We start from the raw sequence: 22,697 nt of genomic DNA, 5'->3' as shown, positions 1-22,697 counted from the left end.
GTAGGTCTATAAAAAAAATATTATTAACAATATTCTTACCGCCCGAGTAAGAATTCCTTCCCTTCGGGAAGGTTAGGATGGGCTTTTTTATGCAGAGTTTTAGAACCGAAATAGAGAATCCAGTTGTAGAAAGAGATATTATTGAATTAGCAGATAAAATTGCAGCATTCAATAATCTAGAAATAGACGAAGAAAAATTTAGAAGTTTACGTTTAGCAAGAGGTGTTTATGGTCAGCGTCAAGAAGGCGTACAAATGATTCGTATTAAATTGCCTTATGGTAAAGTAATGAGTAATCAATTACGTAGAATTTCTGAAGTTTCAGATGAGTATTCTAGAGGAAGATTACACATTACAACACGTCAAGATATTCAAATTCACTATGTAGATTTACAAAGAACGCCAGAATTATGGGCAGAATTAGAACGTGATGATGTTACGTTGCGTGAAGCTTGTGGTAATGTGGTTAGAAATGTAACAGCATCAGAAACTGCAGGTATCGATGTAAACGAACCTTTTGATGTTTCTCCGTATGCGGATGCTTTGTACAAATTCTTTTTACGTAACCCTATTTGTCAAGAAATGGGACGTAAATTTAAAGTTTCTTTTTCTTCTACAGATGAAGATACAGGATTGTCTTATTTACATGATTTAGGATATATTGCTAAAATAGAAAACGGCGTAAGAGGTTTTAAAGTGATGGTTGCAGGAGGATTAGGTTCTCAGCCAAGACACGCAGAAACTTTATATGAGTTTTTACCTTCAGATAAAATTATTCCAGTAATGGAAGGTGTTTTAAGAGTTTTTGATCGTTATGGCGAACGTAAAAGTAGAGCCAAAGCAAGAATGAAATTCTTATTAAAAGACATCGGTTTAGAAGCTTTTAAAGAATTAGTAGCACAAGAACAAAAGGCTATCGAATTAAAAACGGTTGCAATAGATGCAGATGGTTATGTTGCGTCAACTCCAGTTTCTGTAGATGCTCCACAAGTGGAAATAAAAAATCAAGAAGCATTTGATTTATGGAAATCGACCAACTTAATTCCACAAAAGCAAGCAGGTTATGTTGCTATCGGAATTAAAGTTTTATTAGGAGATTTTTATACAGATAAAGCACGTTTATTAGCAGATTTAGTAGATACATACGCAGCAGGAGAAATCCGATTAACCTTGCGTCAAAATATTGTTATTCCTTTTGTAAAAGAAGATTTAGTTCCTTATTTCTATCAAGAATTAGAAAAATTAGGTTTTGTAGAAGCAGGTTATAATAAGGCTGTAGATATTACGGCTTGTCCAGGAACTGATACTTGTAATTTAGGTATAGCAAGTAGTACAGGAATTGCAGCAGAACTAGAAAAAGTAATTGCGGCTGAATATCCTCAATACTTAAAAAACGAAGATCTTGTTATTAAGATTAGTGGTTGTATGAATGCTTGTGGACAACATAACATGGCAAACATTGGTTTTCAGGGAATGACCGTTAGAACACCAGATAAATTAGTGGCGCCAGCATTACAAGTTTTATTAGGTGGAGGAAATTTAGGAAACGGAAATGCATTATTTGCAGATAAAGTAGTAAAAGTGCCAAGTAAAAGAGGTCCGGAAGCATTACGTAGAATCTTTAATGATTTTGAAGCAAATGCTGATGGTAAATCTTTTGTAGAGTATTATAAAGTGACAGGAGAACGTTATTTTTATGATTTATTAAACGATTTACAAGATGTTACTAATTTAACTCAAGAAGATTTTATCGATTGGGGAGAAGCAGATAAATATGTAAAAGAAATAGGAATTGGAGAATGTGCAGGTGTTGTTATCGATTTAATTGCCACTTTGTTTTTAGAAAGTGATGAGAAAATTGAAAATGCAAATGTAGCTTTTGAAAACAAAGTATATTCAGGAGCTATTTACTACGCATATCAGTCTATTGTAAACTCTGCAAAAGCATCTTTATTAGCGGCAGATAAGAAAACAAATACTCATGCAAGTATTGTTTCTCAATTTGATGAGTACTTTATTGCATCAGGAAAAATAGATTTAGGATCTTCTTTTGCAGATTTAATTTATCAAATTAATAAGTTTGCTCCAACAGAAGAATTTGCAAAGAAGTATATTAGCGATGCGAATACGTTTTTACAGAAAGTAAGAGCTTTTAGAAATGCTGAAACTGCAATTGCAAAGTAAGTCATAAAAGAATAAAATGAGTTTAAAAACACCAAAGTTAACCGTTGTAGGTGCAGGCCCTGGAGATATAGATTTAATTACAGTAAAAGCCATTAAGGTTTTAAAAACTGCCGATGTAGTTTTATATGATGCTTTGGTGAATGAAGAATTATTAGCATATATAAATCCGGAAGCCGAACAAATTTTCGTTGGAAAACGTAGAGGGTGTTATAAATATCAACAAGAACAAATTAATGAGTTAATTGTTGAACGAGCAAAATCTAGCGGACATGTAGTTCGTTTAAAAGGTGGAGATCCATTTATTTTTGGTAGAGGTGCAGAAGAAATGGAATATGCAGCAAATTTAGGTTTAGAGGTTGCGGTTGTTCCAGGAATTTCATCTTCGTTGGCAGTAGCTGCTTATCAAAATATACCTTTAACAAAACGTGGAAGCGCAGAAAGTTTTTGGGTAATTACTGGAACCACAAAAGATCATAAAATTTCTAATGATATAGAGTTGGCTGCAAAGTCTAACGCAACTATTGTGGTGTTAATGGGAATGAGTAAACTGCCTCAAATTGTAAAATTATTTCAAGCAGAAGGTAAAAATAATTTACCTGTAGCCATTATTCAAAGAGGTACTACTTCTAGAGAAAAACTAGGAATAGGAACTGTGGATACGATAGAAAAAATTGTTGCTGATAATGAATTGAAAAACCCTGCAATTATTGTTTTGGGTGAAGTAGTAAAACATCGTCAGGTAATTTTAGATATTCAAGAACAATATGCAAATGAATTAAAAGGATAGGTTTATGGAAAGAAATAATTTATATCCTATTTTCTTAAAAACTAAAAACCTTCAGGTTTTAATAATTGGAGGTGGTTTTGTTGCAGAAGAAAAATTGACGTTCTTATTAAAATCGAGTCCAGATGCAAATGTAACCATGGTTTCTCCTATGTTTAGAGAAGGCACAACAACATTAGCAAAGAAGGGTAACGTAAAATTGATCAAAGAAAAATACAGTAAACGGTATTTAAAAGGGAAACATATTGTTGTGGCAACAACAGAATTTCCAGAAGTAAACGAAAAAGTTTATAAACATTGTAGAAAGAGAAGCATATTAGTAAATGTTGCTGATAACCCTCCTTTTTGTGATTTTTATATGGGCGGTATTGTAACCAAAGGAAACGTAAAGGTTGCCATTTCTACCAACGGAAAATCACCAACAACAGCTAAAAGATTACGTCAGTTTTTTGAGGATGTAATTCCCGAAAACGTAGATGATTTGGTTAAGAATTTAAACGAATATAGAAAAACAATCAAAGGAAACTTTGAAGAAAAAGTAGAAAAGCTAAACGAGTTTACAAAGAGTTTAGTAGAAAAATAATAGATTAAAAAGACCTCAAAGGTTTTTAAAACCATTGAGGTCTAAAGTTAGATAAATTAAAAAAAATGATTACAACAGACATACTTATTATTGGAGCAGGACCAACGGGGTTATTCACAGTTTTTGAAGCTGGTTTATTAAAATTAAAATGTCATTTAATTGATGCATTACCACAACCTGGTGGACAATGTTCTGAGATTTATCCGAAGAAACCAATTTATGATATTCCTGCATATCCAGAAATTTTAGCAGGAGATTTAACACATAAGTTAATAGAGCAAACAAAGCAATTTAAACCTGGTTTTACTTTAGGTGAAAGAGCGGAAACGATAGATAAGCAAGATGATGGTACTTTTATTGTTACAACCAATAAAGGAACAAAACACCATGCTAAAATTGTAGCAATTGCGGGAGGTTTAGGTTCTTTTGAACCAAGAAAACCATTGATACCTAATATCGCAGATTTTGAAGATAAAGGTGTTGAATATATTATTAAAGAACCAGAATTTTATAGAGATAAAAAAGTAGTAATTTCTGGTGGTGGAGATTCTGCTTTAGATTGGGCTGTTTTCTTGTCTGATGTAGCGTCTGAAGTAACTTTAATTCATAGAAGAAATGAATTTAGAGGCGCTTTAGATTCTGTAGAAAAAGTACAAGAATTAAAGAATTTAGGGAAGATTAGAATGATAACTCCTGCAGAAGTGAAAGGAATTATCGGAACAGATAAAGTAACAGGTGTTGCTGTAGAGAAAAAAGGAGAAGATGCTTTTATTGTAGATACAGATCACTTTATACCTTTATTTGGATTATCTCCAAAATTAGGTCCAATAGGTAATTGGGGATTAGAGATTGAGAAAAATGCAATTAAAGTAAATAATGCTTTAGATTATCAAACAAATATTCCTGGAATCTATGCTATTGGTGATGTAAACACGTATCCTGGTAAATTAAAATTAATTCTTTGTGGTTTTCACGAAGCAACTTTAATGTGTCAGAGTGCTTATAAAAGAATTTTTCCGGATAAGAAATACGTTATGAAATATACTACTGTTGGTGGTGTAGAAGGATTTGATGGAACAAGAAAAGATGCGCCAAAAGCAGTTGTAAAAGCTATTCAGTAATTTTTTTAGCAAGTTTTCAAAAACCTTATTGGTATAAAATTGTTAGGTTTACTTAATTTAGTAGACAATTAATAAAGAGAATAACGTAGACCTCAAAGGTTTTAAAAACCTTTGAGGTCTAACCAAACAAATTTATTACTTTTGGCTTTGGTAAAAAATGTATAATGAGCGTAGATATAAATATTAAAATAACTGATAGAAATGGTGTACAGCATGAAGTTGTAGCACCTACAGACATGGCAATGAACCTTATGGAAGTTGTTCGTTCTTACGAATTAGCAGAAGAAGGAACTATTGGTATTTGTGGCGGAATGGCTATGTGTGCTTCTTGTCAGTGTTATGTAAATTCAGATCACGAATTACCAGAAATGACAGATGATGAAGATGCTATGTTAGCAGAAGCATTTAATGTTGAAGACAATAGTAGATTGGGCTGTCAGATACAAATGACGCCAGCAATGGACGGGTTAGAAGTAGTATTAGCTCCAGAAATGTAAAAGCTAAAATGAAAGAAACAGCACAAATAATTACGTTTAAGAACTACAGCATGTGTTTAAGAGATGCCGTAGAAGTTTTTACGAAACAGTTAATTAATAACTTGTTTGATGAACGTCATTTGTCTGAAAGTGGTGCAGAAACAAGATTAAAGTTTTTAAAAATTTTAGAAAGATTATCCGTTGAAAATGGTGAAAATTTGTGGAATGATTTTGAAAATTCTTTTGTTTCTATTCGTCAAAAATTAGATTTAGATGCTGCTGCTGCAGAAAAAAATGATCCTGCTGCTAAAAGTTTAGAAGAAATTTACTTAGCATATCCAGGATTTTATGCCATTGCCGTGTATCGCTTAAGTCACCAATTATTAAACTTAGGAATCCCTGTTTTTCCAAGAATAATGAGTGAGTATGCGCATAGTAAAACCGGTACTGAGATTCATCCAGGAGCAGAAATAGGAGCTTCTTTTCATATAGATCACGGAACAGGAACTGTAATAGGAGAATCTGCAATAATAAAAGATAATGTACAGATTTTTCAAGGCGTCACTTTAGGAGGAATACAAGTAAAGAAAAGTTTAGCATCCACCAAAAGACATCCTACAATAGAAAGTGGTGTTGTTATTTATGCAAATGCTACCATTTTAGGAGGAGATGTTGTAATAGGAAAAAACTCTGTAATTGGAGCCAATGTTTGTATTATGGAATCCGTTCCAGAAAATTCGGTGGTAACAGTGAAATCAGAAAATAATATTTTTCAAAAAAGAAATTAGAATGAAAACCAAAAGTATCATAGATTTTGTTGGAAATACACCACTTGTAGAGGTACAAAATATCTTAAAGAAAGAAGGTGTTACTTTATTATTAAAACTAGAAGGGAACAATCCTGGGGGAAGTGTAAAGGATAGAGCAGCTTATTATATGATTTCTGAAGCTATTAAAAGAAAAAATATAAAGAAAGGTGATACTTTAGTAGAGGCAACAAGCGGAAACACAGGTATTGCATTGGCTTTAATGGCAAAAGTTTTAGGTGTAAATATGGTACTTACAATGCCAGAAAACTCTACCATAGAACGTGTTAAAACAATGAGAGCCTACGGAGCAAAAGTGATTTTAACTCCTGCAGATGAAGGGATTGAAGGTGCAATTGATTATGCTTTAAAGCTAAAATATAAAAAGGGATACTTTCGTTTAAATCAGTTTGATAATTTTGACAATCCGAAAGCACATTTTAATACAACAGGACCAGAAATTTGGAGAGATACAGAAGGAGAAGTAACTCATTTTGTTTCTGCCATGGGAACTACTGGAACTATTACTGGAGTTTCTGATTATCTAAAATCACAAAACGAAAACATTACTATTATTGGAGCACAGCCAACTGAAGGGGCAAAAATACCTGGAATTAGAAAGTGGTCTGAAGAATATATGCCAGCTATTTTTAAAGCTAAAAAAATAGATCAAATATTTGAAGTAAGTGAAGAAGAGGCAAAAGAAATGACGGTTCGTTTGGCAAAAGAAGAAGGTGTTTTTGCAGGAATGAGTAGTGGAGGATCTGTTGCTACCGCGTTAAAAGTAGCAGAATCAATAGATAAAGGTGTTATTGTTGCTATTATTTGTGATAGAGGAGATCGTTACTTATCATCAGATATCTACGAATAAATTATTAAAACAAGAAAAAAGTTCGTTACTTTGTAACGTAATTTAGTTCATTTATTAAATATTGTTATCAAGAAAGGTTGAGGGATTAGACCCGAGGAAGCCTTGGCAACCCTTTATCTTTAAAGAAGGTGCTAATTTCTACTGATTCTTTCTGAACTAGGTTCAGAACCTTTCAGAGAGATAACGGAAAAAGTATCAATTCTTCTTTTCCTGATAACACAAAAATTAATTTTCAGGAATGTCAAATATATACAAAGCTTTACAAGAAAGAATTTTGGTTTTAGATGGTGCTATGGGTACTATGCTACAAGCCTATAAATTCACGGAAGAAGATTTTAGAGGAGAACGTTTTAAAGACTATCCATCACCTTTACAAGGTAATAATGACTTGTTATCAATTACGCAACCAGAAGCAATAAAAACCATTCATGGTAAATATTTTGAAGCTGGTGCAGATATTATAGAAACCAATACTTTTTCTGGAACTACCATTGCAATGGCAGATTATCAGATGGAAAATTTAGTGTATGAACTAAATTATCAATCTGCAAAAATAGCCAAAGAAGTTGCAAATGAGTTTACAGCAAAAGAACCACACAAACCTCGTTTTGTAGCAGGTTCTATTGGGCCAACAAACAGAACTGCAAGTATGTCTCCAGATGTTAATGATCCTGGTTATAGAGCAGTAACTTTTGATGAATTAAGAATTGCTTATAAACAACAAGTTGAAGCATTATTAGATGGTGGTGCCGACTTATTGTTAGTAGAAACGGTGTTTGATACTCTAAATGCCAAAGCAGCATTATTTGCTATTGAAGAAGTAAAAGACGAGCGTAGTATTGATGTTCCAATTATGTTAAGTGGTACCATTACAGATGCTTCTGGTAGAACTTTATCTGGGCAAACTGCGGAAGCTTTTTTAATTTCTGTATCTCACATTCCTTTATTATCTGTAGGGTTTAATTGTGCTTTAGGAGCCAATTTATTACAACCCCATTTACAAGCTATTGCAAACAAAACAGATTTTGCTATTTCTGCACATCCAAATGCAGGATTGCCAAATGCTTTTGGAGAGTATGATGAAACTGCAGAAGAAATGGGAGAGCAGATAGAAGAGTATTTAAAGAAAGATTTAATCAATATTATCGGTGGATGTTGTGGAACATCACCAGAACATATTAGTGAGATTGCAAGGATTTCGGGAAAATATAAGCCAAGAGCCTTTGTTGTAAATAAACAGGTTTTAGATATATAAAAAGCAGTGCTACGCAATAATCTCAAAATAAATAAAAGGAAAGTGATTCTAGAAGTAGCCATTTTAAACATAAAAGTAGGCCTTTCAAAAGATTTTGAGTTTAATTTTAAGAAGGCAGAAAAGATTATTTCTTCTATGAAAGGATATAGCTCTCATCAATTAAAGAAATGTGTTGAACAAGATGACAAATATATTTTATTGGTCAGTTGGCAAACAATAGAGGATCACGAGGTTGGATTTAGAAAATCTGATGAATATGAACAATGGAAAGAATTATTGCATCATTTTTATGAACCATTTCCAATAGTAGAACATTACATATAATGAAAGTGAAACAAACAAAATATATGCGTTTATCAGGATTAGAACCTCTAGTCTTGAATGAAAATAGCAATTTTATCAATGTAGGAGAACGTACAAATGTTGCAGGTTCTCGTAAGTTTTTACGATTGATAAAAAACGAGCAATTTGATGAAGCTTTAGATATTGCAAGACATCAAGTAGATGGTGGCGCACAAATTATAGATATTAATTTTGATGACGGTTTAATTGACGGGAAACAAGCCATGGTTCGTTTTTTAAATTTAATTGCAGCAGAACCAGATATTTGTAGAGTGCCAATTATGATTGATAGCTCTAAGTGGGAGATCATAGAAGCAGGTTTACAAGTTGTTCAAGGAAAATGCGTTGTAAACTCAATTTCACTTAAAGAAGGAAAAGAAAAATTTATTTGGGAAGCAAAACAAATAAAACGATATGGTGCTGCTGTAATTGTAATGGCTTTTGATGCCGAAGGACAAGCAGATAACTATGATCGTAGAATTGAAATTGCTAAAAAATCGTATGATATTCTAGTAGATGAAGTTGGTTTTCCTAGTGAAGATATTATTTTCGATTTAAATATATTTCCTGTTGCAACAGGAATGGATGAGCACAGAAGAAATGCCATCGATTTTATTGAAGCTACACGTTGGGTAAGAGAAAATTTACCAAACGCAAGTGTTAGTGGAGGTGTTAGTAACGTGTCGTTTTCTTTTAGGGGAAATGACGGAGTTAGAGAGGCAATGCATTCAGTGTTTTTATATTATGCGATTCAGGCAGGTATGAACATAGGAATTGTAAATCCTGCACTTTTAGAAGTGTATGATAATATTCCGAAAGATTTATTAGAACGCGTAGAAGATGTGATTCTTGATAGAAGAGAAGATGCAACGGAGCGTTTATTAGATTTTGCTGATACAGTAAAAGGTTCTAAAGTAGAAAAAACGGTAGATTTATCCTGGAGAGAAAACCCTTTACAAGATAGAATTACACATGCTTTGGTAAAAGGAATTGATGCTTTTATTATTGAAGATATAGAACAAGCAAGACAAGAAGCAACCTCGCCAATAGAAGTAATTGAAGGTCATTTAATGATTGGAATGAATGTGGTTGGAGATTTATTTGGAGCAGGAAAAATGTTTTTGCCGCAAGTAGTAAAATCTGCACGTGTAATGAAAAAAGCGGTAGGTTATTTAAATCCGTTTATTGAAGCAGAAAAAGGAGACAAGCAAGAGCCTGTTGGTAAAATATTAATGGCGACTGTAAAAGGTGACGTGCATGATATTGGTAAGAATATTGTGAGTGTTGTTTTAGCGTGTAATAACTACGAAATTGTAGATTTAGGCGTAATGGTTCCACCAGAAAAAATTATTGAAATGGCTATTAGCGAACGTGTAGACGCTATTGGTTTGTCTGGTTTAATTACACCCTCTTTAGATGAAATGGTGTATTTAGCAAAAGAAATGCAACGTAAGAATTTTGTGTTGCCTTTGTTAATTGGTGGTGCAACAACCTCTAAAGCGCACACTGCAGTAAAAATTGATACGCAATATACAAATGCGGTGGTGCATGTAAATGATGCTTCTAGAGCAGTAACTGTTGTAGGTGATTTATTAAATAAGAAAACATCTCATGAGTACGTTGCTAAAATGAAAAAAGATTATGATGAATTTAGAACTAAGTTTTTAAAACGAGGTAAAGAAAAATCATACATTTCATTAAAAGAAGCACGTAAGCGTAAATATAAAATAGATTGGGAAACGTCTGAAATTGTAAAGCCTAATGAATTAGGTATTCAGACTTTAGAACAATTAAGTTTAAAAGAATTATTACCTTTTATAGATTGGAGTCCGTTTTTTAGAAGTTGGGATTTACATGGTAAGTTTCCAGCTATTTTAAAGGATGAGGTTGTTGGTGAGCAAGCTACTATTATGTATGATGAAGCTCAGGCAATGATTAAAGAAATTATTGCGAAACAATTGTTAAAACCAAAAGCTGTTTTTGGTTTGTTTGAGGCAAATACTATAAATGACGATGATATAGCTGTAAAGAAAAAAGGAGGAGAAGAATTTATTTTTAGAACTTTACGTCAGCAATTAAAGAAGAGAGAAGGAATTCCGAATCATGCGTTATCAGATTTTATTGCACCAAAAGAAACTGGTAGAACAGATTATATAGGATCATTTTGTGTAGGGATTTTTGGAGCACAAGAATTAGCAGAAAGCTATAAGGCAAAAGAAGACGATTACAATGCAATTATGGCGCAAGCTATTGCAGACCGTTTTGCAGAAGCTATGGCAGAATATCTGCACAAACAAGTTAGAACGAAACATTGGGGTTCTGATTCAGATGAAGGTTTAACAAATGATGATCTAATAAAAGAAAGTTACAAAGGGATACGTCCTGCACCAGGATATCCTGCGTGTCCAGATCATTTAGAAAAAGAAACCATTTGGGATTTGCTTAAAGTGGAAGAAAATATTGGTGTTACATTAACAGAAAGTATGGCAATGTGGCCAGCGGCAGCAGTATCTGGATATTATTTTGCAAACAAAGAAGCTAAATATTTTGGTTTGGGTAAAATTACAGATGATCAGGTAACAGATTATTCAACAAGAAAAGGAATTACAAAGGAGAAAGCTAGAAAATGGTTGCATCCAACACTTGCTGAAGAATAATAATTAACTCTGAAAGGGTTAAAACCTTTCAGAGTTATTCTCACAAAAAAATATATATGGAGTTTATAGAATTACATTTAGGAAGTTATGTTATCTCTCATGGTTTTGATAAAAACAATAAGGAGAAAATGACTCCAATTGCAGCAGAGAAATTTGGAAAGAAGTTAATTGCAGTTTCTAGAATTAAATCTTTAAGCGAAAAATATATTCTGACTGATTATGTAGATGGAAGATGGATTTATTGGGAATACAAAGAAGATTTCGAAGATGTAAAAAAGCTGCTTAACAGGTAGCGTTAGCGATTGAAACCTTTCGACTACGCTCAAGATAGGCTCTATCCTTTTTGCTTTTTCGGCAAAAAGATATAGAGTAAAGCGCGACCCTTGTGGTAACGCTCAAAAAGATAAAATAAATATTAATACAAAATAACCCGCAACAGTTTCCCTCCTTTGGAGGGATTAAGGGAGGCTAATGAAAGTTACAGATCACATTAAAAATGCAAATGGTAAAACATTATTTTCTTTTGAAGTAATACCACCTCAGAAGGGAAAAAATATTCAAGATTTATACAACAATATAGATCCTTTAATGGAGTTTAATCCACCTTTTATAGACGTAACAACTTCTAGAGAAGAATATGTTTATGTAGATAAAGGAAATGGACTTTTAGACAAGAGAATTACTAGAATGCGCCCAGGAACGGTAGGTATTTGTGCGTCTATTATGCATAAATATCAGGTAGATGCAATTCCGCATTTATTGTGTGGAGGTTTTACCAAAGAAGAAACCGAGTACGTTTTGGTAGATTGCCATTATTTAGGATTGGATAACGTGGTTGCTCTAAGAGGAGATGCTAGAAAAGATGAATCTTATTTTAAAGCAACCCAAGGAGGTAATGCTTTTGCGAGCGATTTGGTACAACAAATATCTGATTTAAATAAAGGGAAATATTTACATGATGATATTAAAGTAGAGCATAATTATGATTTTTGCGTGGGTGTTGCAGGATATCCGGAAAAACACATGGAATCTCCGTCTTTAAATACAGATTTAAAACGTTTAAAGCAAAAGGTTGATGCAGGTGCAGATTATGTGGTAACGCAAATGTTTTTTGATAATAATAAATATTTCGAGTTTGTTAAAAAAGCTAGAGAAATAGGAATTACAGTGCCAATTATACCAGGAATTAAACCACTTGCTGTAAAAAGACATTTACAGGTTTTACCACAAGTTTTTAAAATTGATTTACCAGAAGATTTAATTGATGCTGTAGAAGGTTGTAAAGATAATAAAGCAGTAAGACAGGTTGGTATTGAGTTTGCTATTCAGCAATCTAAGGAGTTAAAAGAAGCAGGCGTGCCATTTTTACACTATTATTCTATGGGTAAAAGTGATAATATACATGCAATTGCATCTAAATTATTTTAAAATAATAAAGTGTAGTTTCTTTAATTAGTAATTAAATTTATAGAGAATCATCAGAAAACTACTTTAAAACAGTGTTTTTTTGATGATTCTCTATTTATATGCATAACAACTATTTATAGACAAATAGGAAAAAGTAATTTTTAAGAAAACTACTAAGTGAATAAAATGATTACTTTTGTAGTTCGAAATTGAAATAATAATTTAAAAATATAAAAATGGCATTAGAAATTACAGACGCAAACTTTGACGAATTAGTATTAAAATCTGACAAACCAGTATTAGTAGATTTTTGGGCAGCTTGGTGTGGACCATGTAGAATGGTAGGACCAATTGTTGATGAAATTCATACTGAATATGAAGGAAAAGCCGTAGTTGGTAAAGTAGATGTTGATGCTAACCAAGAATTTGCAGCAAAATACGGAGTACGTAACATACCAACTGTTTTAATCTTTAAGAACGGAGAAGTTGTAGACAAACAAGTAGGTGTTGCTCCTAAAAATGTGTATACAGGAAAAATCGATGCAGCTATATAAGTAGTATTCATCTTTTATAATATTAAAAAGGTTTGGCTAACGTCAAACCTTTTTTTATTTTTAAAATCTAAATTCTTTACATGAAATTTTATCTATCATTAATAGTTTGCCTACTCATTTTTATTTCTTGTGATAAACAAGAGAGTCAATTAAAACTAGAAAAAGGAATTTCTTTTGAATTAGCTAAATACAGAAAACAGCAAATTGCTGACGTTATTTATGATGTACATTTCAAAATTCCGAAGGAAAAAGAAAAGGCTATTGCTGCTATATTAGAAGTTAAATTTACCGTTATTGATTTAGAAAATGATGTTTACTTAGATTTTAACGAGGATGCTTCTAAGTTGAAATCTATAAAAGTAAACGGAGAAATATCCGAAATAAATCATCAGAAGGAACACGTTATTATTGATAAAAAACGATTAAGTCTAGGTGAAAATACAATAGAAATATTATTTGAAGCAGGAGAAAAATCACTCAATAGAAATGAAGAATTTTTATATACTTTACTAGTTCCGGATAGAGCAAGTACGTTATTTCCTTGTTTTGATCAGCCAGATATAAAAGCTAAGTACAATTTAAAAATTACTGCTCCAAAAGATTGGCAAGTTCTTGCTAGTGGTTTTGAAGAAAGTAGTGTAGAGCTTGATGGTTTTACAGAACATACTTTTGCAACGTCAGATTTAATGAGTACTTATTTATTTTCTTTTGTTACAGGTAAATTTACATCAGCAACTAAAAATCCTGGAGCATTTGATATGCGTTTTTTATACAGAGAAAACGACGCGGAAAAGATAAGTGAAAGTGTAGATGAGGTATTTCAAATTCATCAGAAATCGATCGATTTTTTAGAAGAATTTACACAGGTTAAATTTCCATTTCAAAAAATGGATTTTGCTGCAATTCCGCCTTTTCAATATGGAGGAATGGAACATGTTGGTGCTATACAATACAGACAATCGTCTTTGTTTTTAGATAAGAATGCCACTCAAAAGCAAAAAATAAGCAGAGCAAAGTTAATTGCACATGAAACCTCGCACATGTGGTTTGGAGATTTGGTAACCATGCGATGGTTTAATGATGTTTGGATGAAAGAGGTGTTTGCTAATTTTATGGCAGATAAAATTATGAATCCTGTTTTTCCGGAAGTAAATCACGAACTTAATTTTATGATGACGCATTATCCAAATGCCTATTCTGAAGATAGAACAAAAGGAACAAACGCCATTCGACAGTATTTAGGAAACTTAAAAGATGCAGGTTCTTTATACGGAAGAATTATTTACAACAAAGCGCCAATTATGATGCGTCAGTTAGAAGCTTTATTAGGAGAGGAGGCTTTTAAAGAGGGAGTTCAAGAATACATAAAAAAGTATCAGAATTCTAATGCAGATTGGAATGAGTTGGTTGCTATTTTAGATAACAAGTCGCCAGGAAATATAAAAAATTGGTCTGATGTTTGGGTGAATTCATCTGGAAGACCTGTTTTTTATGAAGAAATAGAATTGAATGATAAAGGAAACGTCAGTAAATTTATAATTCATCAAAAAGCAGAAGATGGTTCTAATAAAGTTTGGACACAATCTTTTAAAATTAAATTGATTGATAAAAGAGGGTATGAGAAAATTATCAACCTTAAGAATATGGGGAAATCTTTTGATATTACATCAGCAACAAAAGATTTTAAACCCGGACAAGTTTTGTACAATACAAACGGGTTTGGTTATGGTGTTTTTCCTATTTACAAGAAAGAAGTTGATACTTATCAGCATCTAAATGATGAAGTTTCTAGAGGGTCTCAATACATTAATTTATATGAAAATATGTTGATAGGAGAGGTTACTCCGTTAGAAACCTTTCAAGTGTATACTTCAGCAATTAAAGTTGAAAAAAATGAGTTGATTACCAATTATTTGTCAGGGAGAATTCAAACAATATTTTGGTCATTTTTAACAGAAGAGGAGCAAAATGAGGTGCAGCAAAAAGTAGAAAAAGAGGTTTTAGGATTGTTAGAAAGTAATGTGTCAAAAAATATAAAAAGAACGCTGTTTGGCTTGTATCAATCGGTAGCTATTTCTGAAAGAGGAAAAGAAACTTTATATAAAATTTGGAATAAAGATAAGGAGATTAATAACTTATTTTTAAATGAAAGCGACTTTAGTTCTTTGGCAATGACATTAGCTGTTTTAGAACATGCAAAAGCAATAGGGATTTTACAAGAACAGCAAACTAGAATATCTAACAACGATAGATTAGATCGTTTTAAATGGCTGTTACCTTCGTTATCTGCAGATGTACAAGTAAGAGATGCTTTTATGACATCACTTTTAGAAAAAGAAAATAGAGAAAACGAGTCTTGGGTAGAAGCAGGCTTAAAGAATATTCATCATCCGTTAAGACAAAAAGAAGCAACAAAACATTTAAAATCGGTTTTAGAAACATTAGAAGAAGTGCAATTAACAGGTGATATCTTTTTTCCTAAAGGATGGTTAGCTAGTTCCATTGGTCAATATTCTTCTAAAGAAGCAAAAGTTGTGTTAGATCCATTTTTAGAGGAACATCCAGATTACAATGCTATCTTATTAAAGAAGTTATTACAAACTACAGATAATTTAACCAGAGCTCAAAATATTAAAAAATAATATGAATTTATCTGAAGTGAAATCAGACATTAAAAACCTAGACTTACTTGCTAAACAAGTGGTAGAAGGTTTTATTACGGGAATTCATAAAAGTCCGTTTCATGGATTTTCTGTTGAATTTTCTGAGCATAAATTATATAATAAAGGAGAAAGTACGCGTCATATAGATTGGAAACTGTTTGCAAAGACAGAGAAGTTGTACACTAAAAAATATGAAGAAGAAACCAATTTAAGGTGTCATATTATTATAGACAATTCTGCATCCATGCATTATCCTATGGTAAAAAAGCAAACGGTAGATAATTTAAACAAAGTTGGATTTTCTGCAGTTGCCTCGGCATCATTAATGGAAATACTAAAAAGACAAAGAGATGCAGTTGGTTTAAGCATTTATGGCGATAGTTATGAATATTATGCTCCGGAAAAGGGGAGCGAGCGACACAGAAAGATGTTGTTGCATCAATTAGAGCAATTATTGGTTTCAGAATCTAAGTCTTCTACAGAGACCTATAAATACTTGCATGAAATTGCAGAGAAAATACACAGGCGTTCATTAATTTTTGTTTTTACAGACATGTTTCAACCAAATAAAGATAATGAAACACTTTTTGAAGCTTTAAAACATCTTAAATTTAATAAACATGAGGTTGTTTTGTTTCATACGTATGATGGAGAAACAGAATTTAACTTCAATTTTGACAATAATCCTAAAAAGTTTGTGGATGTTGAAACCGGAGAAGAAATTAATATATACGCAGAAAACATTAGAGAAAAGTACACTGCGTTAGTTGGTGATTATTTTAAAGAATTGAAAAATAAATGTTTACAATATAAAATTGATTACATCCCTGTAGATATACGTAAAGGATACAATGAAATTTTAACGGCATATTTAATTAGTAGAAAAAAAATATAAACTTTTTTTAATTTTATGCTTGTGTATCTAGAAATACATTGTATATTTGCAACCGCTTAAAGCAACGGTCTGGTAGTTCAGCTGGTTAGAATACCTGCCTGTCACGCAGGGGGTCGCGGGTTCGAGTCCCGTCCAGACCGCGAAAAGCACTTCATTTATGAGGTGCTTTTTTTGTGTCTAAATTTTAGTTGAAAAGCATCAAAATTATATAAAATGAAATTATTTTTAAATTCTTTCATTTTTTTGTTGCGTATGTAAAAATACATTGTATATTTGCAATCGCTTAAAGCAACGGTCTGGTAGTTCAGCTGGTTAGAATACCTGCCTGTCACGCAGGGGGTCGCGGGTTCGAGTCCCGTCCAGACCGCGAAAAGCACTTCATTTATGAGGTGCTTTTTTTGTGCTTATAAGTTTCTGTATTGCTATAGTTTGTTTGCAGTGTTTTTAACAGTTATTGAGGTAATGTTGACTCACTGTGTAGATTATTTATTCTCATTCCATCAGCTTGCTGTAAAAACGAAAAAAGGCGCATTGTTAAATGCACTTTTTTAAAATATGATAATAAAGTATTTTTGTTTTAGAATCCTTGAGCAATTTTGTCTAATTCAACACTATTTAATATTGAAATATCCTTTCCTTTAAACTCAATAATATTCTTCTTTTTTAACTCAGAAAGTAAGCGGATTGCAGACTCTGTGGCTGTTCCTATAATATTAGCAATGTCTTCTCTAGAAAGGTGAATGTCTATTGTGTCTTCTCTGTTTGTACCAAATTTTTTATGTAGATTTAGAAGTGTTTCGGCTAAACGTTGCTTCACGGTCTTTTGAGCCATATCTACAATAACATTATCAGCTTGCTTTAAGGTTTGTGCCATATCTTTAAGCACATTCATGGTAAAGTTTGGGTTTTTAGATAGATCCTTTAAAATTTCTTCTTTAGGAATAAAACAGACTTGCATGTCATTTAAGGCAACTGCCTTAAGATTAGATGCTTCGTCGGATATTAAACTTCTTTCTCCTAATAAATCACCTTTGGTAACCAAGCTAATAATTTGATTTCTACCATTTTCACTCATTTTAGAAACCTTGCAAACACCATCCTTAATACAAAAAACACCTTTTAATCGCTCGCCTTCCTCAAAAATAGCCTCACCTTTTTTTATAACTTTAGTTGTTTTACAGTTAGAAATCTTAACCAACTCTTCTTTAGTTAAGTGTTGTAAGGAATTAAATTGACGAATAATACATTGCTCGCATTTACTCATAATGACTAATGATATTTGAGAGTCAAAGATATTAAAAATGTGATATATATCATGTTCTAAAACATGATTCTTATCGTAAATTTGCAAAAGGCAAAAGAGTAAATATGAAATCTACACAATGTTATCACTGTGGTGATTCTTGTGATGATAATTTAATAAAGTTCGATGAAAAGAGTTTCTGTTGCAATGGTTGTAAAACTGTTTATGAAATTTTTTCTGAAAACGATTTAACTTGTTATTACAATTTTCAAGACAATCCAGGAGCAATCCCATCTGAAATTCAAGGAAAATATGATTTTCTAGATACGACAGAAATAGCGGAGAAATTATTAGATTTTAATGATGGAAATACGCAGATTGCAACCCTTTATATACCTCATATTCATTGCAGCTCTTGCATTTGGATATTAGAAAACTTACACAAATTAAATGATAAAATATCTTCGTCTCAAGTAGATTTTCCGAAGAAACAAGTAAGGGTTACTTTTAATTCTGAAAAAACCACTTTAAAAGAAATTGTTCTTTTAATAAGCTCTATTGGTTATGAACCTTACATTAGTTTAGATGATTATGAAGGCGGCAAAAAAGCTGTAGACAGAAGTCTAATTTATAAATTAGGGATTGCGGGTTTTGCATTCGGAAACGTTATGTTTCTTTCTTTTCCAGAGTATTTTGAAGTAGATGGTTTTTGGATAGAGAAATATAAAACGCTCTTTAGGTGGTTAATGTTTGCTTTTTCTTTACCGGTTGTTTTTTATGCAGGACAAGGTTATTTTGTTTCTGCTTTTAAAGGGTTGCGATCTAAAATTTTAAATATTGATGTTCCTATTGCGCTGGGTATTTTAGTTTTATTTATAAGGAGTACTGTAGAAATTATTTTCGATTTAGGAACTGGTTTTTTCGACAGTTTAACTGGGTTGGTTTTTTTCCTTTTATTAGGGAAGTTTTTTCAGCAGAAAACATACAACTTCCTGTCTTTTGAACGAGATTATAAATCTTATTTTCCTATTGCAGTTACGCGTATAACTTCTAAAGGAAAAGAAGAAAATGTGGCTATTTATGATATTGAAAAAGGAGATAGATTGCTTATTAGAAACCAAGAATTAATTCCTACGGATGGTATTCTTATCAACGGAACTGCAGATATCGATTATAGTTTTGTTACCGGAGAAGCGGAACCAGTTTCTAAAAAATCTGGAGACAAGTTATTTGCTGGAGGTAAGCAACTTTCAGGAGTGATAGAAATGGAGGTTTTAGCTTCTGTTTCTCAAAGTTATTTAACGCAATTATGGAGCAATGATGTGTTTAATAAAGATAATAAATCACCTTTTAAAACCATTACAGATACAATTAGTAAGAATTTTACAATACTAGTTTTACTCGTTGCTTTCTTGTCTACTAGTTTTTGGTTGTTTTATGATGCAAGCAAAGCATTAAATGTGTTTACTGCAGTTTTAATTATAGCATGTCCTTGTGCAATTGCTTTAGCAGCACCATTTACTTTAGGAAATATGCTACGTATTTTTGGTAGAGAAAAATTCTATTTAAAAAATGCAACGGTTGTAGAACAACTGGCAGCTATAGATTCTATTATTTTTGATAAAACAGGTACGTTAACCACACATAAAGAAAATACGATTTCTTATGATGGTGTTCAATTAAATCATCAAGAAAAAAGTGTTTTAAAAAGTGCTTTAAGAGCCTCTAACCATCCATTAAGTAGAACATTGTATGAGAGTTTAGAAGAAGTAGAAGTTCTTGCAATTTCCAATTTTAAAGAAATTGTAGGTAAAGGAATAGAGGTAAGCTGTAAAGACGTAAAATTAAAGTTAGGTTCTTCTTCTTTTGTGAAAAATAATGAAGATATATCAGCTTTAGATACTTCTGTATATGTTAGTTTTAATGAGATTTATAAAGGAAAGTTTACATTCAAAAATTCTTACAGAGAAGGTGTAAAGTCTTTATTCGAATCTTTAAAAAAAGAATATGATTTATCGGTTGTTTCGGGAGATAATGAAGGTGAAAGAGTTTATCTAGAAGAAAATTTACCAAAAGGCACCAATTTGTTATTCAATCAAAAACCAGAAGATAAATTAGAAGTAGTAGCAGATCTTCAGCAAAAACATCAAAAAGTAATGATGATTGGAGATGGTTTAAATGATGCTGGAGCTTTGGCAAAAAGTGATGTTGGTATTGCGTTATCAGAAAATATTAATGTGTTTTCTCCTGCTTGTGATGGTATTTTAGATGCATCAAAATTTAATAAAATAGGAGCCTATATATTGGCTTCTAAAAAAGCGATTAAAGTTATAAAATACAGTTTTATACTGTCTCTTTGTTATAATGTAATAGGATTGTATTTTGCTGTAACGGGACAATTAATACCTGTAATGGCAGCAATTTTAATGCCTTTAAGTTCTATAAGTATTGTGGTTTTTACAACAATTTCTACCAATTTAATCGGAAATAAAATAAAATAATTATGAGTGTTCATATCGAAGCAAAAAAAGGAGAAATAGCAGAAACAGTTTTGTTGCCAGGAGATCCTATGAGAGCCAAATGGATTGCAGATACTTTTTTAAAAGATGTTAAGCAATACAATGATGTGAGAGGTATGTTGGGTTTTACGGGTACTTATAATGATAAAAAGGTATCTGTGCAAGGAACAGGAATGGGAATTCCATCAACCTTAATTTATTGTACAGAATTAATTACAGAATACGGTGTTAAAAATTTGATTAGAGTAGGTTCTGCAGGCTCTTATCAGAAAGATGTAAAAATAAGAGATATTGTTTTGGCAATGTCAGCTTCTACTAATTCGGGTTTAAATACCATCCGTTTTAACGGAGCAGATTATGCGCCAACCGCAAGTTTTAAATTATTTCAGAAAGCAATAGAGGTTGCAAAAGAAAAAAATATAACTGTAAATGCTGGAGGAGTTTTAAGTTCAGATGAATTTTATGCAGATGAATTTGAAAGTTATAAAAAATGGGCAGAGTATGGTGTTTTATGTGTAGAAATGGAAACTGCGGGTTTATACACGGTAGCAGCAAAACACAATGTAAACGCATTGTCTATTTTAACAATATCAGATAGTTTGGTAACCAATGAAAGAACTACCGCAGAGGAGAGAGAACAAACGTTTAAGGAAATGATAGAAATTGCTTTAGAGCTTGCTTAAAAATATTTAAAATGAAAAAATCACTAATACAAAAATATAACATTCCAGGACCAAGATATACCAGTTATCCAACGGTGCCTTATTGGAACAAAGCAGGAATAGACAAACAAGATTGGATACAATCTTTTCAAACTTCTTTTAAAGAAAGTAACGCATCCGAAGGAATAAGTATTTACATTCATTTACCTTTTTGCGAGAGTTTGTGTACGTTTTGTGCGTGTCATAAACACATTACAAAACGTCATGAAGTAGAAGATGAGTATATAGATACTGTTTTAAAAGAATGGAAATTATATGTTGCTTTGGTAGATGAAGTACCTGTTGTAAAAGAATTACATTTAGGTGGCGGAACTCCAACTTTTTTCTCAAAAGAAAATCTAAAATATTTAATGGATGGCATTTTCGAAATTGCAAAAAAACATCCAGAAGCAGAGTTTAGTTTCGAAGGACATCCTAATAATACTACCAAAGAACAATTGCAAACCTTGTTTAATGAAGGCTATACAAGAGTAAGTTTTGGTGTACAGGATTATAATGAAAAAGTACAAAAAGCAATTCATAGAGTTCAACCTTTTGAAGCTGTAGAACAAGTGACCAGATGGTCTCGAGAAATTGGATACACTTCTGTAAGTCACGATTTAATTTTCGGGTTACCACATCAAACCAAAGAAAACGTCATTTATAGCATCAATAAAACAAAAGAATTACAACCAGACAGAATTTCATTTTACAGTTATGCACACGTACCCTGGGTAAAAGGTGTTGGGCAAAGAGGTTTTAATGAAGATGATTTGCCAAAAGATGATGAAAAAAGAGCGTTGTATGAAATAGGTAAAGAACTTTTTGCAGAGTTAGGGTATGTAGAAATTGGTATGGATCATTTTGCATTAAAGACCGATAGTTTGTATAAAGCCACCATCAACAAAACATTGCACAGGAATTTTATGGGCTATACTGCCAATAAAACAAAGCTAATGATTGGTTTAGGAATGTCTGCAATTTCCGATTCTTGGTATGCATTTGCACAGAATGTAAAGACGGTAAAAGAATATCAGAAAATTGTAAATAAGGGAGAGATTCCTATTTTTAAAGGACATTTATTATCTGAAGAAGATATTATTATTAGAAAACATATTTTAAATATTATGTGTCATTTTTCCACTTCGTGGGAAGACAAAACAATGAACATCAATAATATTGAAGAACATTTAGCATTGTTAGGTGAAATGGAGCAGGACGGATTGGTTAAAATTGATATAAAATCTAAATCTTTGTCAATACCAGAAGAGGCAAGACCTTATGTACGAAACATTTGTATGGCATTTGATTTACATCTTTTAAAAAATAAGCCAAAAACACAGTTGTTTTCTATGACTATTTAACAAAAAATTAAGATATTTACTAAACATGATATTTGTCATGTTTTAAGAAACGGACCAATACTATTTTTGACAAATCAATTATCAGGCAAGATATGAGCGTAATATACCTACTACTAACTATTAGTATACTAGTAGCAATCTTATTTTTTATCGCATTTATTTATTCAGTAAAAACTGGACAATTTGACGATTCTTATACACCATCTGTTCGTATGCTGTTTGATGATGAATTAGTAAAAGATAAAAAAGAAAAATCAACTAAAGACTAAACAT

The 22,697-nt window shown here is 32.1% G+C and carries 20 protein-coding genes, 2 tRNA genes and 1 riboswitch; of the genes, 21 read left to right on the top strand and 1 reads right to left on the bottom strand.

Features of this window, described 5'->3' with window-relative positions:
• Positions 1-89: 89 nt before the first annotated feature.
• The 17 genes from WHD08_RS08890 (at position 90) to WHD08_RS08810 (ending at position 16,964) form a co-directional block, all read left to right on the top strand.
• The gene (locus tag WHD08_RS08890; protein WP_208891076.1) at positions 90-2,183 is read left to right on the top strand and encodes a HEPN domain-containing protein; all 2,094 of its coding nucleotides are present in this window, start codon (positions 90-92) and stop codon (positions 2,181-2,183) included.
• Between the two features lie 16 nt (positions 2,184-2,199).
• Positions 2,200-2,970, top strand: coding sequence for a uroporphyrinogen-III C-methyltransferase (cobA, locus tag WHD08_RS08885; protein WP_165733132.1), 771 nt, complete (start codon positions 2,200-2,202; stop codon positions 2,968-2,970).
• 4 nt (positions 2,971-2,974) lie between these two features.
• Positions 2,975-3,550, top strand: coding sequence for a precorrin-2 dehydrogenase/sirohydrochlorin ferrochelatase family protein (locus tag WHD08_RS08880; protein WP_208891077.1), 576 nt, complete (start codon positions 2,975-2,977; stop codon positions 3,548-3,550).
• A gap of 65 nt (positions 3,551-3,615) precedes the next feature.
• Entirely contained in the window at positions 3,616-4,671 is a 1,056-nt protein-coding gene (locus WHD08_RS08875) for an NAD(P)/FAD-dependent oxidoreductase (protein WP_208891078.1), read from the top strand.
• Positions 4,672-4,835: 164 nt separating this feature from the next.
• On the top strand, positions 4,836-5,168 hold the full coding sequence (locus WHD08_RS08870; RefSeq protein WP_165733129.1) for a 2Fe-2S iron-sulfur cluster-binding protein: 333 nt from the start codon (positions 4,836-4,838) through the stop codon (positions 5,166-5,168).
• Positions 5,169-5,176: 8 nt separating this feature from the next.
• Positions 5,177-5,935: a serine O-acetyltransferase EpsC gene (gene epsC, locus WHD08_RS08865; protein WP_208891079.1), complete on the top strand. Its 759-nt coding sequence runs from the start codon at positions 5,177-5,179 to the stop codon at positions 5,933-5,935.
• Between the two features lies 1 nt (position 5,936).
• A complete protein-coding gene (cysM, locus tag WHD08_RS08860; protein WP_208891080.1) occupies positions 5,937-6,824 on the top strand; it encodes a cysteine synthase CysM in 888 nt (295 codons plus the stop codon).
• Positions 6,825-6,885: 61 nt separating this feature from the next.
• A riboswitch (SAM riboswitch) is annotated at positions 6,886-7,011 on the top strand.
• A gap of 51 nt (positions 7,012-7,062) precedes the next feature.
• Entirely contained in the window at positions 7,063-8,079 is a 1,017-nt protein-coding gene (locus tag WHD08_RS08855; protein WP_165733126.1) for a homocysteine S-methyltransferase family protein, read from the top strand.
• A gap of 42 nt (positions 8,080-8,121) precedes the next feature.
• A complete protein-coding gene (locus WHD08_RS08850; RefSeq protein WP_165733125.1) occupies positions 8,122-8,403 on the top strand; it encodes an antibiotic biosynthesis monooxygenase family protein in 282 nt (93 codons plus the stop codon).
• Positions 8,403-11,078, top strand: a complete 2,676-nt coding sequence (gene metH / locus WHD08_RS08845) for a methionine synthase (RefSeq protein ID WP_165733124.1) — start codon at positions 8,403-8,405, stop codon at positions 11,076-11,078. Before WHD08_RS08850 ends, metH begins: the two co-directional genes overlap by 1 nt.
• Before the next feature lie 56 nt (positions 11,079-11,134).
• The gene (locus WHD08_RS08840; RefSeq protein WP_165733123.1) at positions 11,135-11,371 is read left to right on the top strand and encodes a hypothetical protein; all 237 of its coding nucleotides are present in this window, start codon (positions 11,135-11,137) and stop codon (positions 11,369-11,371) included.
• A 178-nt stretch (positions 11,372-11,549) separates the two neighbouring features.
• Entirely contained in the window at positions 11,550-12,506 is a 957-nt protein-coding gene (metF, locus tag WHD08_RS08835; protein WP_165733122.1) for a methylenetetrahydrofolate reductase [NAD(P)H], read from the top strand.
• A 215-nt stretch (positions 12,507-12,721) separates the two neighbouring features.
• Complete coding sequence (gene trxA, locus WHD08_RS08830) at positions 12,722-13,039, top strand: thioredoxin (protein WP_165733121.1); 318 nt, start codon at positions 12,722-12,724, stop codon at positions 13,037-13,039.
• Positions 13,040-13,119: 80 nt separating this feature from the next.
• The gene (locus WHD08_RS08825) at positions 13,120-15,681 is read left to right on the top strand and encodes a M1 family aminopeptidase (RefSeq protein WP_208891081.1); all 2,562 of its coding nucleotides are present in this window, start codon (positions 13,120-13,122) and stop codon (positions 15,679-15,681) included.
• Position 15,682: 1 nt separating this feature from the next.
• Positions 15,683-16,597: a DUF58 domain-containing protein gene (locus tag WHD08_RS08820; protein WP_208891082.1), complete on the top strand. Its 915-nt coding sequence runs from the start codon at positions 15,683-15,685 to the stop codon at positions 16,595-16,597.
• 66 nt (positions 16,598-16,663) lie between these two features.
• Positions 16,664-16,737 (top strand) — tRNA-Asp (locus WHD08_RS08815).
• Between the two features lie 153 nt (positions 16,738-16,890).
• Positions 16,891-16,964 (top strand) — tRNA-Asp (locus WHD08_RS08810).
• Between the two features lie 210 nt (positions 16,965-17,174).
• Here the strand turns inward: WHD08_RS08810 and WHD08_RS08805 are convergent.
• Positions 17,175-17,861: a Crp/Fnr family transcriptional regulator gene (locus tag WHD08_RS08805; RefSeq protein ID WP_208891083.1), complete on the bottom strand. Its 687-nt coding sequence runs from the start codon at positions 17,859-17,861 to the stop codon at positions 17,175-17,177.
• A gap of 104 nt (positions 17,862-17,965) precedes the next feature.
• Here WHD08_RS08805 and WHD08_RS08800 point away from each other — a divergent pair, with 104 nt between their 5' ends.
• The 4 genes from WHD08_RS08800 (at position 17,966) to ccoS (ending at position 22,693) form a co-directional block, all read left to right on the top strand.
• Positions 17,966-20,341, top strand: a complete 2,376-nt coding sequence (locus WHD08_RS08800) for a heavy metal translocating P-type ATPase (RefSeq protein WP_208891084.1) — start codon at positions 17,966-17,968, stop codon at positions 20,339-20,341.
• 2 nt (positions 20,342-20,343) lie between these two features.
• Positions 20,344-21,042: a purine-nucleoside phosphorylase gene (gene deoD / locus WHD08_RS08795; RefSeq protein WP_208891085.1), complete on the top strand. Its 699-nt coding sequence runs from the start codon at positions 20,344-20,346 to the stop codon at positions 21,040-21,042.
• A gap of 11 nt (positions 21,043-21,053) precedes the next feature.
• A complete protein-coding gene (gene hemN / locus WHD08_RS08790; RefSeq protein ID WP_208891086.1) occupies positions 21,054-22,424 on the top strand; it encodes an oxygen-independent coproporphyrinogen III oxidase in 1,371 nt (456 codons plus the stop codon).
• Positions 22,425-22,516: 92 nt separating this feature from the next.
• Positions 22,517-22,693, top strand: a complete 177-nt coding sequence (gene ccoS, locus WHD08_RS08785; protein ID WP_068450341.1) for a cbb3-type cytochrome oxidase assembly protein CcoS — start codon at positions 22,517-22,519, stop codon at positions 22,691-22,693.
• Positions 22,694-22,697: the final 4 nt, after the last annotated feature.

The organism is Polaribacter sejongensis, from assembly GCF_038024065.1.
Lineage (GTDB): Bacteria > Bacteroidota > Bacteroidia > Flavobacteriales > Flavobacteriaceae > Polaribacter > Polaribacter sejongensis.
The sequence above is the reverse complement of the archived record's forward strand: the minus strand, read 5'-3'. Positions and strand labels throughout refer to the sequence as shown.